Source organism: Streptomyces nodosus (genome assembly GCF_008704995.1).
Lineage (GTDB): Bacteria > Actinomycetota > Actinomycetes > Streptomycetales > Streptomycetaceae > Streptomyces > Streptomyces nodosus.
Genome location: NZ_CP023747.1, coordinates 42,486 through 56,974, shown reverse-complemented (window position 1 = coordinate 56,974; position 14,489 = coordinate 42,486). Strand labels below are relative to the sequence as shown.

Annotated in this window: 13 protein-coding genes and 3 pseudogenes; 10 read left to right on the top strand and 6 right to left on the bottom strand. The window is 66.8% G+C overall.

All coding sequences use genetic code 11. The features are described 5' to 3' along the window. Positions 1-680: 680 nt before the first annotated feature. The 3 genes from CP978_RS00250 to CP978_RS35145 all read left to right on the top strand — a co-directional run bounded on the left by CP978_RS00250 (position 681) and on the right by CP978_RS35145 (position 1,526). Positions 681-860 carry a hypothetical protein gene (locus tag CP978_RS00250; protein WP_150478097.1) on the top strand — a complete coding sequence of 60 codons (180 nt, stop codon included), beginning with the start codon at positions 681-683 and terminating at the stop codon, positions 858-860. Positions 861-946: 86 nt separating this feature from the next. Further along, complete coding sequence (locus tag CP978_RS00245) at positions 947-1,195, top strand: hypothetical protein (protein WP_150478096.1); 249 nt, start codon at positions 947-949, stop codon at positions 1,193-1,195. Positions 1,196-1,268: 73 nt separating this feature from the next. Continuing rightward, the gene (locus CP978_RS35145; RefSeq protein ID WP_221501835.1) at positions 1,269-1,526 is read left to right on the top strand and encodes a DUF6207 family protein; all 258 of its coding nucleotides are present in this window, start codon (positions 1,269-1,271) and stop codon (positions 1,524-1,526) included. Positions 1,527-1,596: 70 nt separating this feature from the next. Here the strand turns inward: CP978_RS35145 and CP978_RS00235 are convergent, their stop codons facing one another. Next, complete coding sequence (locus tag CP978_RS00235) at positions 1,597-2,520, bottom strand: DUF4238 domain-containing protein (RefSeq protein WP_150478095.1); 924 nt, start codon at positions 2,518-2,520, stop codon at positions 1,597-1,599. A gap of 133 nt (positions 2,521-2,653) precedes the next feature. Between CP978_RS00235 and CP978_RS00230 the strand changes: the two genes are divergently transcribed. After that, positions 2,654-2,839: an excisionase family DNA-binding protein gene (locus CP978_RS00230; RefSeq protein ID WP_150478370.1), complete on the top strand. Its 186-nt coding sequence runs from the start codon at positions 2,654-2,656 to the stop codon at positions 2,837-2,839. Between the two features lie 1,088 nt (positions 2,840-3,927). After that, positions 3,928-4,279 (top strand): annotated as a pseudogene (locus CP978_RS35350) (TSUP family transporter); the annotation flags it as partial. Between the two features lie 30 nt (positions 4,280-4,309). Here CP978_RS35350 and CP978_RS00220 read toward each other — a convergent pair. From CP978_RS00220 to CP978_RS00210, 3 genes and pseudogenes are all read right to left on the bottom strand, one after another. Continuing rightward, positions 4,310-5,068 (bottom strand): SDR family NAD(P)-dependent oxidoreductase, encoded by a 759-nt coding sequence (locus CP978_RS00220; protein ID WP_150478094.1) that lies wholly within the window; start codon positions 5,066-5,068, stop codon positions 4,310-4,312. Positions 5,069-5,156: 88 nt separating this feature from the next. Next, positions 5,157-5,591: pseudogene (locus CP978_RS00215) on the bottom strand (alpha/beta hydrolase fold domain-containing protein); the annotation flags it as partial. A 6-nt stretch (positions 5,592-5,597) separates the two neighbouring features. Beyond that, complete coding sequence (locus CP978_RS00210) at positions 5,598-5,915, bottom strand: putative quinol monooxygenase (RefSeq protein WP_150478093.1); 318 nt, start codon at positions 5,913-5,915, stop codon at positions 5,598-5,600. A 142-nt stretch (positions 5,916-6,057) separates the two neighbouring features. Between CP978_RS00210 and CP978_RS00205 the strand changes: the two genes are divergently transcribed. Both CP978_RS00205 and CP978_RS00200 read left to right on the top strand, forming a co-directional pair. Then, on the top strand, positions 6,058-7,041 hold the full coding sequence (locus CP978_RS00205; RefSeq protein WP_242647083.1) for an AraC family transcriptional regulator: 984 nt from the start codon (positions 6,058-6,060) through the stop codon (positions 7,039-7,041). A 64-nt stretch (positions 7,042-7,105) separates the two neighbouring features. Then, positions 7,106-7,972 (top strand): PEP-utilizing enzyme, encoded by an 867-nt coding sequence (locus CP978_RS00200; RefSeq protein ID WP_150478092.1) that lies wholly within the window; start codon positions 7,106-7,108, stop codon positions 7,970-7,972. Between the two features lie 98 nt (positions 7,973-8,070). Here CP978_RS00200 and pgm read toward each other — a convergent pair whose 3' ends face one another. After that, entirely contained in the window at positions 8,071-9,711 is a 1,641-nt protein-coding gene (pgm, locus tag CP978_RS00195; protein ID WP_150478091.1) for a phosphoglucomutase (alpha-D-glucose-1,6-bisphosphate-dependent), read from the bottom strand. A gap of 615 nt (positions 9,712-10,326) precedes the next feature. Continuing rightward, positions 10,327-11,017, bottom strand: a pseudogene (locus CP978_RS00190) (transposase family protein). Between the two features lie 446 nt (positions 11,018-11,463). Between CP978_RS00190 and CP978_RS00185 the strand changes: the two are divergent. From CP978_RS00185 to CP978_RS00175, 3 genes are all read left to right on the top strand, one after another. Continuing rightward, a complete protein-coding gene (locus CP978_RS00185; RefSeq protein WP_150478090.1) occupies positions 11,464-11,757 on the top strand; it encodes a cupin domain-containing protein in 294 nt (97 codons plus the stop codon). Positions 11,758-12,143: 386 nt separating this feature from the next. Then, positions 12,144-13,421: an ABC transporter substrate-binding protein gene (locus tag CP978_RS00180; protein WP_242647137.1), complete on the top strand. Its 1,278-nt coding sequence runs from the start codon at positions 12,144-12,146 to the stop codon at positions 13,419-13,421. A gap of 66 nt (positions 13,422-13,487) precedes the next feature. After that, on the top strand, positions 13,488-14,465 hold the full coding sequence (locus tag CP978_RS00175; RefSeq protein WP_207312854.1) for a carbohydrate ABC transporter permease: 978 nt from the start codon (positions 13,488-13,490) through the stop codon (positions 14,463-14,465). The last annotated feature ends 24 nt before the right edge of the window (positions 14,466-14,489 follow it).

Sequence of the window (14,489 nt, the reverse complement as noted above, 5' to 3'; positions counted from 1 at the left end):
GCCGGACCAGATGCCGCCACCGCCCAGCGCGGTCCCGAGCGACGCTGACAGCAATCTCCACCATGACGTCGGACTGGACCAGGACGACGTCATGGATACCCTGCGCTTCCCAGCCAGCCGAGAACTTCCACCCCTGCCACGGATGTGCACCCGCTGGTGACGCGGTGCCGCCGACCGGGCAAACAACGACGGACCGCATCCGGTGCGCGAGGACGACCAGCACGCGCATCGCCCGCAGCAGCCCGGACCGCGCCGCAGAAGAGGAACCGGCCACTGAGTGCATCCGATGCCGCGCACCCGATGCCGCGGTGCGCACCGACGATGCACCGCATTCCACTCCCGTGAGCGGAGCCCACAGGCCGGGAGCGCACCGCATGGTGCGGGAGCGCGCGGCATCGCCAGTGACGATGCCGCGCATCCACCCTGAGCACGGCCCGGCCGGGGCGATCTTCCGGCGCTTCGGCCGCGCGCAGAACCAGACACTCCTGGAGGCGATCGGCAACCCCCACCGGAGAACGCACACGACACCCGCCAGCAGGCCGAGTACGAACCCCGTGAGCGGTAGTACAAGGAACAGCTGCCCCGCGCGGCCGAGCAGCAGAGGGCTGAGCGGGAGGCCCACGGCCCCGTGTGCGCCAGCTGCGGCACCCGGTTCACCGACCGATCAAGGCGGAAGGCCATTGAACTCCGGGTGGGACGCCCTGCGGGACACTCACCCGCACCTGCGTGACGACTGCAAGCAGCGGGCCGTCACCGCCGAACACCAGGCTGAGCAGGCCCTGCCCGTACGACAGAAGCAGGATCAGGCCGTGCCCGCGCAGAAGACCGACGGTACCTGGCTCTGGCGCTTCCGCACCTGACTCGGGCCGCCATCCCGGTCGCACGGGCAAGCCCAGGCCCCCCGGGCCAGCCCGCGCTGTCGGGGGCGGCTGGGAGGCTGGGACCCATGGACAGGGATAAGGAGTTGCTGTGCGGCCGGGTCTACGGAGAAGTCCACGACCATCCCCGGCCCGGCCTGAAGCCAGGCCGGGCCTATGCCGAACTGCCCGGCATCACCGGCTGGACGCTGGACAAGATCGACGATGGCGCCTCCCCCCGAACCGAGCTCGGGCAGTTCGGTCCCGGCGGGCGGGCGCTGTACGACCCTCGCCCGGGCGATGCGGTCCGCTGGTACTGGGTAGGCGACAGCGCCTGACCGTCGGCCACTCTGTCGGGTGAAGACGCCGTAGCGACGGAACCCGCCCGGCAGCGCGTGCGTAGTGCCGTACATGGATCCGATCAACGCAGTGCACGTAAGCCGGCCGGGCCTGGTCGTTGTCGACGTCGCGGCCGCTGATGACGCCACCGCGCTCGCCTTCCAGCAACTGCTCGCCGACCGGTGGGCGACGGCGACAGCGGAGCAGACGACGCGGGACGCGGGCGAGCCCGGCGTGCGGCTGCGCTGCTACCTGGACTTGAGTCAGTCGGTCGGCTCAGATGCGCTGGCCGAAGTGCTGCTGCGGCTCCGCGCAGAGGGACAACGATGACGACCGTCACTCAGGTGGCACCCACGGTTCCCGGCCGGGGTAGTTTCTCGTGGCCCCGTCCGCGTACGAGTCAGAAGTGGTCCTGGTTGGCGCGCTGCCGTGAGGCGAGGCCAGCGAATGCTTCCAGGCCGCTCCTGGGGTGCATGTACACATAGCGGTCGGCGGCGTAGACCTGCACGGTGTTGAGCCGGTCGACGAGGGAACGGGGGACGGTGCTCACGATGTTCTCCGGGCCCAAAGCCAGAAGGTGCCTTGGGCCGATGGGAAGTACGAGGGTCTGAGCATCGCCGAAGGCCATGCCGTACGTGGTGGTGCTTCCTTCCGTGCATATGGTCACTGCCGGGTTGTCGCCGATCAGGAACTGGCCTGTCTGGGGTATGAGCACCTCCAGCCGCCAAGTCGACGCCATGTCCCGCACTTTGTGGAAAACACTCTCGATGCTGGTGCGGAAGAGCTTCCCGCTCTCATAGTCGCGGACGATCGAGGACCGTTCGATGAGACGCTCAGCGAAGGCGCCTAGCGAACCCGAACCGGACAGATGCAGACCTGTTTCGCGCAGTGCCTCGCGGCTCAGCTGCTTCGGGAACTCCCTGACCAGCTTGCCGACCAGGCCCGCGCGAGCCTGCTCGAACGCGCCGGTGTGCACATCGCGGTAGTGGTGAGACCGGACGTAGTGGAGCACGACTAGGTCGCGCAGCGCTGCCACGTGAAGCGGGTCGGCGAACGGAATGCCAGCGTGCACGGCGGAGAACGCCGCAGGAATACGTCTCTCCACGGCGCACCACAGTTCTTCAGCGGACGTGGAGTCGAATGCGACGAAGTTCTCGGCCCAGCCGCATGCCCGGGTGCTCTTCAGCTTGTGCAGGCGTTCGGGGTTGCGCAGGTCGAACGGGAGCAACTGCCAGCCGTTGCTCTTTGGTCCGGGCATCGTGAACTGTTTGAGCAGGACTTGGGAGATGAGGTGCTGCCGCGATGTCTGCTGTGCCGTTCCCACACGCCGGATTCTGCCAAGTGCCCCTCTCCAGCTGCCAAGGTTTTCCGGACCGCAGACCGACGTCGCCACCGGTCAACGCAGCCTCACCACGGTGACGACCGCGTGCCAGGTCGTACCTGCGTTCCTGACCGTCATGGAAGTCGCTTCCGTTATGCGCGTCTCCAAGATGACGGTCTACCGGCTGGTCCACAGCGGCCACCTCCTTGCCATCCATGTCGGCCGGGCTTTCCGGGTCCCTGAGCAAGCGGTCCACGAGTGCCTGCGCGAGAGCTACCCGGGCGTGGAAGCCGGCGGCGAACGACCGAGCGACGGTGCGTAGACCCAGCCCCATGCCCCGTCGGCAGACTGGCGGGGGCAGAAAGGCTCTGCCAAGCCCCGCGCACTCGGGACGCCGCGCCCCCTGCAAGCGCGAACAGCACCGTCCCCGTGCCGTTCTCACCAGGGTCAGCCCACCACCGTGCGCTGACCCGCCAACTCCCCGAGAAATCCACTGCCGCCCGGGTCGGTTGACCTGCCACCATCAGACAGGAGCTCAATCAGGCAAGGGAACGATGGCCAACTTCCGATTCGGATCGAACGACTACACCGTCAACATCCGGGCACAGCAGCACGTCAACTTCTTCCAAGGCTGGGAGTACACCGCCTCGCCCTGACCTTTGAGGCGACTGCCCACGGCGACTACACCGTGGACGCGCCCTTCCTTGTCTCCGGCGCCCTCTGGATGCACGAGACACCAGGCCCCGCGAGCTGGATCGGCGTCCTTCACACACCGCGGCCGGTCGGGCTGAAGTCCCTCGCCACGAACCTCACTCCCAAGACGAGCGTGACCGACCAGCAACTGCGCGGACTGGAAAAGACGCGGACGGGCAACGACCTGCCCCTGCGCGCCGAACTCTCCCTGACTGCACTGGCAGAGACGACGCACTGGCCCGTCGCCGACGACCAGCAGATCATCCGCGTCCCGCACACGACGTGGAGCAACGCCCTCACCCAGCTCGATGCCGGTGCCTTCGTCGACGTCCTCATCCCGGTCACCACCGTGGACGCCCGGGCCACCGGCGCGCGACGGATCCGCGAGGCGAAGACCGCGATCCGTTGCCCTCGCCCGAGCGGCCCTCGATCCCGTACGCGAGGCCTGCAATACCCGGAGGGTCCACGACCAGGCGGTGCAGAAGAAAGCCGGGGAACGGGACCAGGAGGAGCGCTGGGCGATGCTCACCTAGAGCGCCTACGCGCTGTTCAGCGGCGCACCGCACGACGACTCCGGCACCACCGAGAACTTCACCTGGACCCGCGCCGACGCCATCGCGGCCGTCGCCACCGCCGCCAGCCTGCTCGCCCGGCTGGAAGACCTGCCGTAGTGCCCCAGGACGCACGAGGCTCCAGCCCGGCTACGCTTGCTGTCCGGGCCGCTTCAATACCTGCTCCTATGGCGTTCTCGGCGGCTTTACCATTATGGTCGCCAACACGGGCGGCCCGGCGATGTCGCTGTACCTGCTGTCCGCTGGCTTCCGCAAGCTCGGCGTCCTGGGTATTTCGGCGTTCTTCTTCCTCATCCTCAACGTCTTCAAGGTGCCTTTCAACGCTGGTCTCGGCCTGTTCGACCGGCCGCACGCTGCTCCGGGACGCCGTGCTCCTGGTCTGCGTCGTGCTCGGGGCACTGCTCGGCACGTGGGCGGTGTAGCGTGTCGATCAGTGGCTATTCGAACAGTTGGCGATCGCGGCTACCATCCTGGGCGGACTGCAGCTTCTGCTGCGCCGAGGCGTGTTCGGGCGGTGGGCTGTCCTGCTAGAGGTTGTAGCCACCCGACACCTCGATGTTCTGGGCGGTGACCCAGCGACTCTCGTCGGAGACGAGCGCGGCGATCATCGCGCCGATGTCCTCGGGGTCGCCGACCCGGCCCAGGGCGGCCTTCGCGGCGAGGGCCGGTACGACCTCGGGGAAGCGGGTGAAGGCGTCGTCGGCGATTCGCGTGCGGGTCGCACCCGGTGAGACGGCGTTGACGCGGATGCCGCGAGTGCTGAACTCTTTTGCCATATACCGGGTCAGCACGTCGAGGCCGCCCTTCATCGACGCGTACACCGAGTAGCCGGGCTCCAGGCCAGCCGCGGCCGTGGAGTTGCTGCTCGTGTTGACGATGGCTCCGCCGTCCGCCAGCAGAGGCAGCAGCTTCTGAGTCAGGAAGTAGGGCCCCTTGAGCAGAACCCGCATGAGCCCGTCGAATGTCTCTTCGGTGGTGTCCTCGATCAAAGACGTCCGGGAAAAGCCGGCGTTGTTGACGAGGTAGTCGAAGGTGTCGCGCTGCCAGGTGTAGTGCAGGACGCCAGCCACCGTGTCCCGGAAGGCCGAGAAGGTATCCGTCTCGCCGACGTCCAGGGGGAGTGCGACGGCCGTGCCGCCCCGATCCTCGATGACGGCGGCTGTCTCCTGACCTCCTCGCGCGTTGGCGTTGTAGGTGAGGATGACTCCGTTTCCGCGTTCGGCGATCTTGATCGCGGTGCTGCGTCCGATGCCGGAACTGGCGCCCGTGACGATGGCGACCTTCATGGTTTCCTCCTCGGCGATGAGTCAGTGAATGAATGCGGGGTGGGCGACTGTGCCGGTGATGTTATGCGTTGGGGTGTGGGCGTAGGGCTCAGGCGAGCCAGTCGGTTCGGGTTCGGCGGGCTGTGGCCGAGACGTGTGCCTGGGGGTAGAGGGCGTCGAAGCCGTGGAAGCCGCCTGCCCAGACGTGGAGTTCGGCTTGGCCGCCGGCTGCCCAGATGCGGGTGGCGTAGTCGGTGTCCTCGTCGCGGAAGACTTCGGCGGAGCCGGTGTCGATGTAGGTGTCCGGCAGGTTCGAAAGATCGTTGGCCAGCGCCGGGGAGACGTACGTGGGCACCGCGTCGTCGGTGAGGTCGCCGAGGACGGCGCGCCATCCGAACGCGTTCATCTCGCCGGTCCAGACGCCGGGTACGCCGGAGTACTGGCGGCTGGAGGTGGTGGTGTTGCGGTGGTCGAGCATGGGGCAGATCAGCATCTGTGCGGCGATCGCCGGGGTGCCGAGGTCGCGGGCCAGCAGGGTGAGGCCGACGGGTCAGAAGGCGGCCTTGCCGCGGACCGGGACGTGGGCGGTGTACTCGGGCTCTTTGGCCAGCAGCGGCTCGATCCGGGCCATGAGGGCCTGGGCGGCCTCGCCGGCGAAGAACCGGTGGTGGTCCTCCTCACTGGTCCAGCCCCCGGTTACGTGGACGATGTTGGGGTTGGACGCGGACCGGGAGAGGAGGTAGACCATGCAGTGCTCGCTCGCGCCGGGGCTGCTCTCGTCTAAGCCGGTCAGCAGCAGGTCGACCAGCCGGTCGCCCGTGCCGGGCCTGGCGGTCAGAGTGATATTGAAGCCATAGGTGGCGATCATGGAGCCTCCTCGGTGACTGGAGTATCGAGAATCCATTCAACCCAGGTGACCTGCTCAAACAATAGAACGATGCTCGCTCCTGCTTGCACGATCCTCGCTGTCCCGGAAGCACGATGGCCCGCATCGGTGTTGCAATGGACGTATGTGTCTCGAAGAGCTCCGTACCCTGCTGGCCCGGCATGTCCGGCCCGACTTGACCACTGCCATTGACGGCGTCCTCATCTCGAAGGTCGACCGGTCGGATCCGCCGGCGCCCTCCATGTCCGGCACGGTGCTGGCGGTCATCGCCCAGGGCGCCAAACGCCTCGCCCTGGGTGAGAAGGTTTACGAGTACGGCCCTGGCCAGTACCTGGTCGCCTCCGTCGACCTGCCCGTCACAGGGCAGTTCACCCGGGCCGATCCCGGACAGCCAGCCCTCGGCTTCGGCCTCACCCTGGAGCCGTCCGCCGTCGCCGAACTACTGCTGCAGGCCGGTCCCGGCGACCTTCCCCACGCCGACGGAGGCATTCCGCCGGGGATCGCCGTCAGCGATGCCCCGCCCGTGTTGCTCGACGCGGTGGTCCGGCTGCTGCGCCTGCTCGACGAGCCCCGCGACCGGGCCGTGCTGGCACCGCTGGTCAAGCGCGAGATCCTGTGGCGCCTGATCACCAGCGAGCAGGGCGCGACGGTGCGTCAACTCGGCCTCGCCGACAGTGGCCTCAGCCATGTCTCCAGGGCCGTGCGCTGGATCCGCGAGAACTACGCGCAGCCGTTCCGGGTCGAGGACGTGGCGCGCGTGTCCGGCATGAGCGCCTCCGCCTTCTACCGCAACTTCCAGGCGGTGACCGCCATGAGCCCCATCCAGTTCCAGAAGCAGATCCGGCTCCAGGAGGCACGGCTGCTGCTCGCCACCCACCCGAACGACGTCACCGGAGTCGGCAGGCGTGTGGGCTACGACAACCCTTCACAGTTCAGCCGCGAATACCGCCGCCAGTTCGGCGCACCCCCGAGCCAGGACGCCGCCCGCCTGCGGGACGCCACGCGCCCCCCCCACAGATATCCTTTCCCGAGCCCGCCGGACAGGCAAGGTCGTTCGGTCAGGTCGTTCGGTCAGCTAGGGTCCGTCTTCACAGATACTCGGCGCTGACTACCGCCGGACCTGGCGCACAGCCGGACAGCTCTGGGGCATCACCCTCGTCAACTACCAGTTCATGGTGCTGTTCCACAAAGCTGTCGAACTGGCCATGGACCGCTGGGGCATCGACGAACAGGACACCCTCTTCAGCCAGTTGCTGTGCGGTGGGCGCCAGCTCAAAGGCGCGGAAATCGCGCTCAGTGCCGTACACCTGGCCGAACAGGTGCGTGCCGACACGGCACTCCACGATCTGTTCCTGACCGGCCAACCACATGCGATCTGGGACCGCCTGGCAGCGGGGGAGCTTCCTCTCCAGTTCACCGAGGGGGTACACCGGCACGTCGAACGGTACGGCGACCGCGGCATCGCCGAACTGAAACTGGAGAAGTCCAACCTCCGCGACAACCCCTGGGAGCTGATCCGCCTCGTTCAGCAGTACACCGCGAGCGACCTGACCGTCACGGCCATGGAAGAAGTCGAACGCGCAACCCGCCTGGCGGGCGAGGCACTGCTGCATTCCAAGCTCCCGCGAGCCCGACTGCGGCGCGCCGTGCTACTCGCCCTGTTCGACCGGCTGCGCACCACCCTGTACTACCGGGAAGCCGGCCGGTACATGCGTAGCGAGCTGTTCGGCTACAGCAAGCACATCATCCGCGCCCTCGGCGTCGAGCTGCACCGCCGCGACGTGCTCGACGACCCGCAGGACGTGTTCTTCCTCGACCTGGACGAACTCTTCGGCTTCATCGACGGCACGGGCTCCACCCGCGACCTGGCGGGAGTGGCCGCCCTCAGGAAGCGCGACCTGGAGAAGTCCCGGGCACAGCTACATCCCGCTGCCTCGTTCGGACCGGGTCCGGGCGGAGAGGGGCGGCCGACCGGTGCCGCTGCCCCGGCCGGTGGCCGGTCGACCGAAGCGGACGGCCACGGGCCGGTCGACCAGTAAGCGTCATGTGGCCGACCGACCACTGGCCGGGGCTCGTCACATACGGCCGGGCACGGCCGACAGGATCCCGAACGGCCGCTGACCCGAGACGTGCCTGGTCAGTCGGCCAGTGCCGTCAGAACCACCTGCCTGGCCTCGTCCTGGACCTGGCGGAGGTGGTCGTCGCCCCGGAAGGACTCCGCGTAGATCTTGTAGACATCCTCGGTGCCCGAGGGGCGGGCGGCGAACCAGGCGTTCTCGGTGGTGACCTTTACGCCGCCGATCGGCGCGCCGTTGCCCGGCGCCTCGGTGAGCACGGAGGTCACCGGCTCCCCGGCGAGGGTGTCCGCGCTGACCTGGGCCGGGGAGAGCCTGGCCAGGCGGGCCTTCTCCTCACGGCCGGCCGGGGCGTCGATGCGGGCGTAGGCTGGCTCGCCGAAGCGTTCCGTCAAGGCGGCGTAGTGCTCGGACGGCGTCTTGCCGGTGACCGCGGTGATCTCGGAGGCGAGCAGGGCGAGGATGATGCCGTCCTTGTCGGTGGTCCACACCGAACCGTCCCGGCGCAGGAAGGACGCCCCGGCGGACTCCTCGCCGCCGAAGCCGATCGTGCCATCGACGAGTCCGTCCACGAACCACTTGAACCCCACGGGCACTTCGACCAGGCGTCGCCCGAGGCTGGCGGCGACCCGGTCGATCATGCCGGAGGACACCAGCGTCTTGCCCACGCCCGCCTCGGCGGGCCACTGCGTGCGGTGAGCGTAGAGATAGGCGATGGCGGTGGCCAGGTAGTGGTTGGGGTTCATCAGCCCGCCGTCCGGGGTTACGATGCCGTGCCGGTCGGCGTCGGCGTCGTTCCCGGTGGAGATCTGGAAGCGGTCGCGCTGCTCGATCAGGGAAGCCATCGCGTAAGGCGACGAGCAATCCATGCGGATCCTGCCGTCCCAGTCCAGCGTCATGAAGCGCCAGGTGGGGTCGGTGAGTGGGTTGACTACGGTCAGGTCGAGTCGGTGCTGTTCGGCGATGCGCCCCCAGTAGGTGACGGATGCGCCGCCCAGCGGGTCGGCGCCGATCCGTACGCCCGTGGACCGGATCGCGTCCAGATCCAGCACACTCGGCAGGTCGCTGACGTAGGCGTCCCGGAAGTCGTAGCGGCCGGTGCCGGGCGCGGCCAGCGCCCGGGTGTAGGGGACACGCCGCACGTCCTTCAGACCGGCCGCGATGATCTCGTTGGCCCGGTCCTGGATCCAGGAGGTGGCCTGCGAGCTGGCCGGGCCGCCGCTCGGCGGGTTGAATTTTAAGCCACCGTCGGTGGGCGGGTTGTGCGAGGGGGTGACGACCACGCCGTCCGCGAGGCCCGAGGAGCGTCCTCGGTTGTGGGTGAGGATGGCGTGCGAGACCGCCGGAGTGGGGGTGTAGCCGTCGGCGGTGTCGATGAGCACGGTGACGTCGTTGGCGGCGAACACCTCCAACGCCGTGACCCGGGCTGGCTCGGACAGGGCGTGCGTATCCGCGCCGAGGAATAGCGGACCATCGGTGCCCTGTACGGCGCGGTATTCACAGATGGCCTGACTGGTCGCAGCGATGTGGTCCTCGTTGAAGGCCGTCGCCAGCGACGAACCGCGGTGCCCGGACGTCCCGAACGCCACTCGCTGACCCGGTTCGGCCGGGTCGGGGTGGAGCGCGTAGTACGCGGTCACCAGCCGGGCCACATCGATGAGGTCCTCGAACTCGGCCGGCTTGCCTGCTCGTTCCTGCTGCATGGCAACTTACTCCTCATCATTCGATCGAGTATCCGGTCGCGATTTCATTCTTCCCTCTCGGGGAACGGAAGGTGCCACCGGCTCGGCAGCGGTGGCGATCTGCGCCGGGCCGGATAGCACCGGTACGGTTCGCGGCGCACACTGCGGGCGCCGCTCGTACGAATGGCGCCCGCGGGCGTCCCCGAGAGCAGGATTCCGCGGGTGTCCGGGCCGGAGCAGGACATGCCCCGCGAGGTCCCTGCCGCCCGGAACACGCCGACTCATGTCTGTATTCCGTGCCCCGAAACGTACCGGATATGTGTGCGTACGGGGCCGCTCACTCGCTGCCGCCGGCCGTGTGTGCGGGGAGCGGGGGGCAATCGACCTGCCCCGCCATCCCCCAGACGTACTGTCGGCGAGTGCACGGCCGCCCAGTCGCTCGAACTGCTGCTGGGTATTGGCGGCGGGCGAAGGCCCGCGGCTCGGCGTCGGTGTGACCCCGTGCCTGTTCGTCATGCTGTCACCCAGCCCAGGAACCACTGCGCGGTCTTCGTTGACGAGTTGCCACGTGTGGTGGGGACTTCGCTGACGATCTTCACGCCGGACATCGCCGCAATCCGTGTCACTGAGGTCTTTTCAACCTGCAAGTGAGCTGGCGTGATGCATGGTGAGGACAGCCTGGACCAGGCCCGTGATGTGGGTGGTCGAGCGGCGGAGTTTGCGGAGGAGCCGCCAGTTCTTGAGGGTAGCCATGGCTTGTTCGACGAGGGCACGGATTTTGGCCTGGGATCGGTTCACGGCCTGCTGACCTGTGGAAAGTGTCTCCCATCGGCCGCGGAAGGGAAACCGGACCGTACCGCGGGCGCCCTGGTAGAACGGCTCCTGGCAGTGCGGGCGAGGCCCATAGCAGCTGGCCGAACGGATCGGCGATGACCTGCACGTTCATGCCGTGCTTCTTATGCTTTCCCGAGTAGAAGGGCCGGTCGGCGGCGATCCGGTCGATGGGCAGGAGCGTCCCGTCGAGCAGGACGTACGCTTTCGTCGAAGCAGCCCGGACGGCCTCGTCGAGGGTCGGTGCCAGTGCGGCCAGCAGGTCGACGGCCTCGCTGATGTAGCGGTAGACCGTGCTCGTCCCGACCCCGAAACCCGCCGCGAGCCGGGCGTACGTGGTTTCGCTCTGCAGATGCGCCAACACCGGCAGGGCTTGACGGCCGACCGGGAGCCGGCGCCAGCGGCTCTTGATCCGACGATGGTGTTCTCGCAGGCGAGCAGCGAGGAAGGACAGGGATCGACTGGACACGTCCAGCCCACACGGGTAGACAAGCATGCGAAGCCTCTGGTGAGTACGGGGTGATCTTGGTCGTGAACCCGTCTACGAGGGGCTTCACTCATCTGACGAACCAACTGGCCAGCTCATGAGGCAAGTTGGCAAAGGCTCATTGGCTTCGCCACTCCCGTCCAACCATTGGATCAACGCCGTCGATACGCACCTCATGTTGGTGGCAGGCGCCGCCGTATATCTGTGAGGTCTTTCGACGAGCGCGGCACGACGCCTGGCGGTGCCAATCCGCAAGGTCAGTTTTTGCCACCTTGCCAAAGCCGATGACGCAGATATCCGCCTGGAGGCTGTCCAATATATGGATCTTGCCGCCTGCGCGGAGGGGTGCGAAGGTGTGAATGTTGCATGTTCTGTCGAGGGAGTTCCATGGATACTCTGAGTCGGCTCATCCGCCTGGCACGCCTGCGCGGCAGCAGCGAGTCCGCTGCCTCGTCGTGGGCCGGCACACCATGGACAACCCGCAGGCCAAGGCCAGGCAGGCTCCCTTTCCCCTGCTGTTGAGCGGAATGTGCGAACTGGAACTGGACCTCACAGGTTGCCGGTTCGAGCCGATGGCGGGCGACGAGGGGCTGCTTCCGTGGGGCGCGGCACACCGGCTGCGCGTCGAGGGCCGACGCGCCGCCGCGAACGTCGAGCGCGGAGAAACGGGCCTCTTCGCGTTTGTGAGCAACGCGACAGCCGAAGATCTGGAACGCGACGCGAACGTCGCGGACAAACACCTCGGTTGACTTCTTCTGCGGTCACCACACCTGGCAGCCGGGCCCGGAGCAGATCCTGATGCACGTGCTTTCCGGCGTCGTTCACTTCTCCCTGCATGGACCGGGGCTCGGCGCTGCGGATCTGTCGGCCCCTGTGTCCGGCACGCCGCTATTGACCAGCTTGTCCGGCCGGGATCCCGCTGGCGAAGACCTGCATCTGGTGGATGCGTGACGACGAACGCACGGTGTACACGACCGTGTGACCTGGCCTGAACCCAACGGCCGGTCTCTCTGCTCCCCTCACTTCCAAGAATCCACTGCTCCACCCACACCCACCGGTCACCTAGACCGCACGCGAGCGAAGGAATTCGATGCATTTACATCGTGAGTCCATGTTGTGTTCCCTCAGCGTGGCCATGGTCCTCCTGGCCGCCACCGCATGCTCCTCCTCCCACGACGGCAACGCGGTCGCGGACGGGCCCACCGCAGGTCCAGCCAAGGGCACCATCACCTGGTTCGCCAACCAGTTCGGGCCGACGGACGTCGACGTACGGAAGACCCTTATCACGGCCTTCGAGAAAGCTAACCCGGGTATCAAGGTCGAGCTGGAACAGGCTCCCAGCAACTCGGACACCTTCCGCGCCGCACTGACCGGTCAGATCTTCGGCGGATCCTCCGGTTTCGACGTCTATAACGGAGACGTCACGTGGCCGGCGCAGTTCGGCAAGGCCGGGCTGGCCCTCGCCCTCAACAAGTACTTCCCGGCGAGTTACTGGAAGACCTTCTCGCCCGGTCTTGTGGACAGCGTCACCTACAACAATATGATTATGGGCGCGCCCCTGTTCACGGACCATGCCTTCCTCTTCTACCGCAAGGACCTCCTTGAGAAGGAACACCTGCCGGTTCCCACGACGTGGGAGCAGATGCAGAGGGCGGCGCAGAAACTCCAGCAGGACCGCCTGGTGAAGTACGGGTTCGCCGGGCAGTGGGCCTCGTACGAGGGACTAACCGCAGGCTGGACCGAGTTTGCCGCCGACGCGGGCGCCCGGAGTGTCAACCAGGCAGGCACCAAGGCCACGGTGGACTCCGCTGCCTCTCTCAAGGCTCTGACGTTCATGCGTGGCCTGATCACCAAGGGCATCGCCCCACAGGCCATCACGACTTTCAAGGAGCCTCAGAGCGAGACCCTGTTCACCTCTGGGCAGGTGGCGTTCGAACGCAATTGGACTTACGCCTACGCCGACGCGAATTCCCCGGCCTCGTCCATCGCCGGGAAAGTAGGGATCGCGCCGCTGCCCACCTTCGCCGGGCAGCCGGGCCCTGGCTACTCCGTCACGGGCGGCTGGAACATGTACCTGAACCCCCACAGCAGGAACATTGGGGCCAGCGTCGCCTTCATCAAGTGGATGACCGGCGCCCAGGCCCAGAAGACCTTGGCAACAGCAGGGGGTGAGATCCCGACCAACGCCTCAGTGCTGGCTGACCCGACGGTGCAGGCGTCGAACCCCGCCTACCCGATCGCGGCGAAGAACAAGCTGCGGGCACGCCCGTCCCATGTTGTGGCCTATCCCCAGGTGAGCCAGGCAATCTACAGGAACATCAATGCCGCCCTCACCGGTGGCGCAAGCCTCTCCCGGGCTCTAAGCAAGGCGAGTAGCGCCATCACGTCCGCCCTCGGGAACAGCGGACTCTGACCCTGCCCGGGGGGCCCGGCTTCACGTTCCTTCCGCCGATCGACGAAATCTTCCCGAGGTGTTGTCATGACAGTCGCTCCAGTCGAGAAAGTGCTTCCTGAGCAACAACCCCAGAAAACGCGTCCCCAGCCACAGCACCAGTCACCTCCGGCCGGCCGTGCGGAACGGCACATGGTGTCGGCTGGCTGGGCTTTCTCCGCGCCGTCCCTGCTCGTCGTCGCCGGTGTCATGGTGTTCCCGATCGTCTTCTCCGTGGTGATGTCGCTGAGTAATGTCAATGCCACAGTCAGTGGATTCCACCTAAGTGGTTTGACGTTCGACAACTACTCAATCCTCTTTCACGCGGACCGTTACTGGCATTCCCTTTATTTCACGGTCCTTTACACCATCGGTACGGTTTTCGCTGAGATCATCGCGGGAATGCTGATCGCGTTGGTCCTGGAACGCCTCAAGTCCGGACGCGGATGGATGATGACTCTGCTCCTGATGCCCTGGGCGATCGTCAGTGTGATATCCGCCGAACTCTGGGACTACATCTACAACGGCGTCTACGGAGTACTCAACGCCGCCCTGAGCCCCCTCTTCGGGCACGACATCAACGTACTCGGCACGCCGTTGGGGGCCACCGTGGGTATGGCCGTCGCAGATATCTGGAAGACGACACCGTTCGTCGCCGTCATTATCCTGGCCGGCCTGGTCATGTTACCCGGCGACGTTATGGAGGCCGGCCGGATGGACGGTGCCAACGGCTGGCAGATTTTCTGGCACATCCGGTTCCCGCTGATGCGTCCGACGCTGTCTATCGCGGTGATGTTCCGCATTCTCCAGGCTTTCGGCCTGTTTGACCTGCCTTACGTGCTGACCAACGGAGGGCCTGGGAACAGCACTGAATCGCTGGCGCTCTTGGGTTACCAAGTCCTCTTCGTCGATCTCAAATTCGGCCCCGGAGCCGCTGTCGCGACCAGCACGGCGGTGATCGTGCTGATCGGCTGCCTGCTGTTTCTCAAAGTGTTCCGCTCGCAGGTCGGACAGGAGGAGATCTGACATGACGTCCCACGGTGCAGCGGT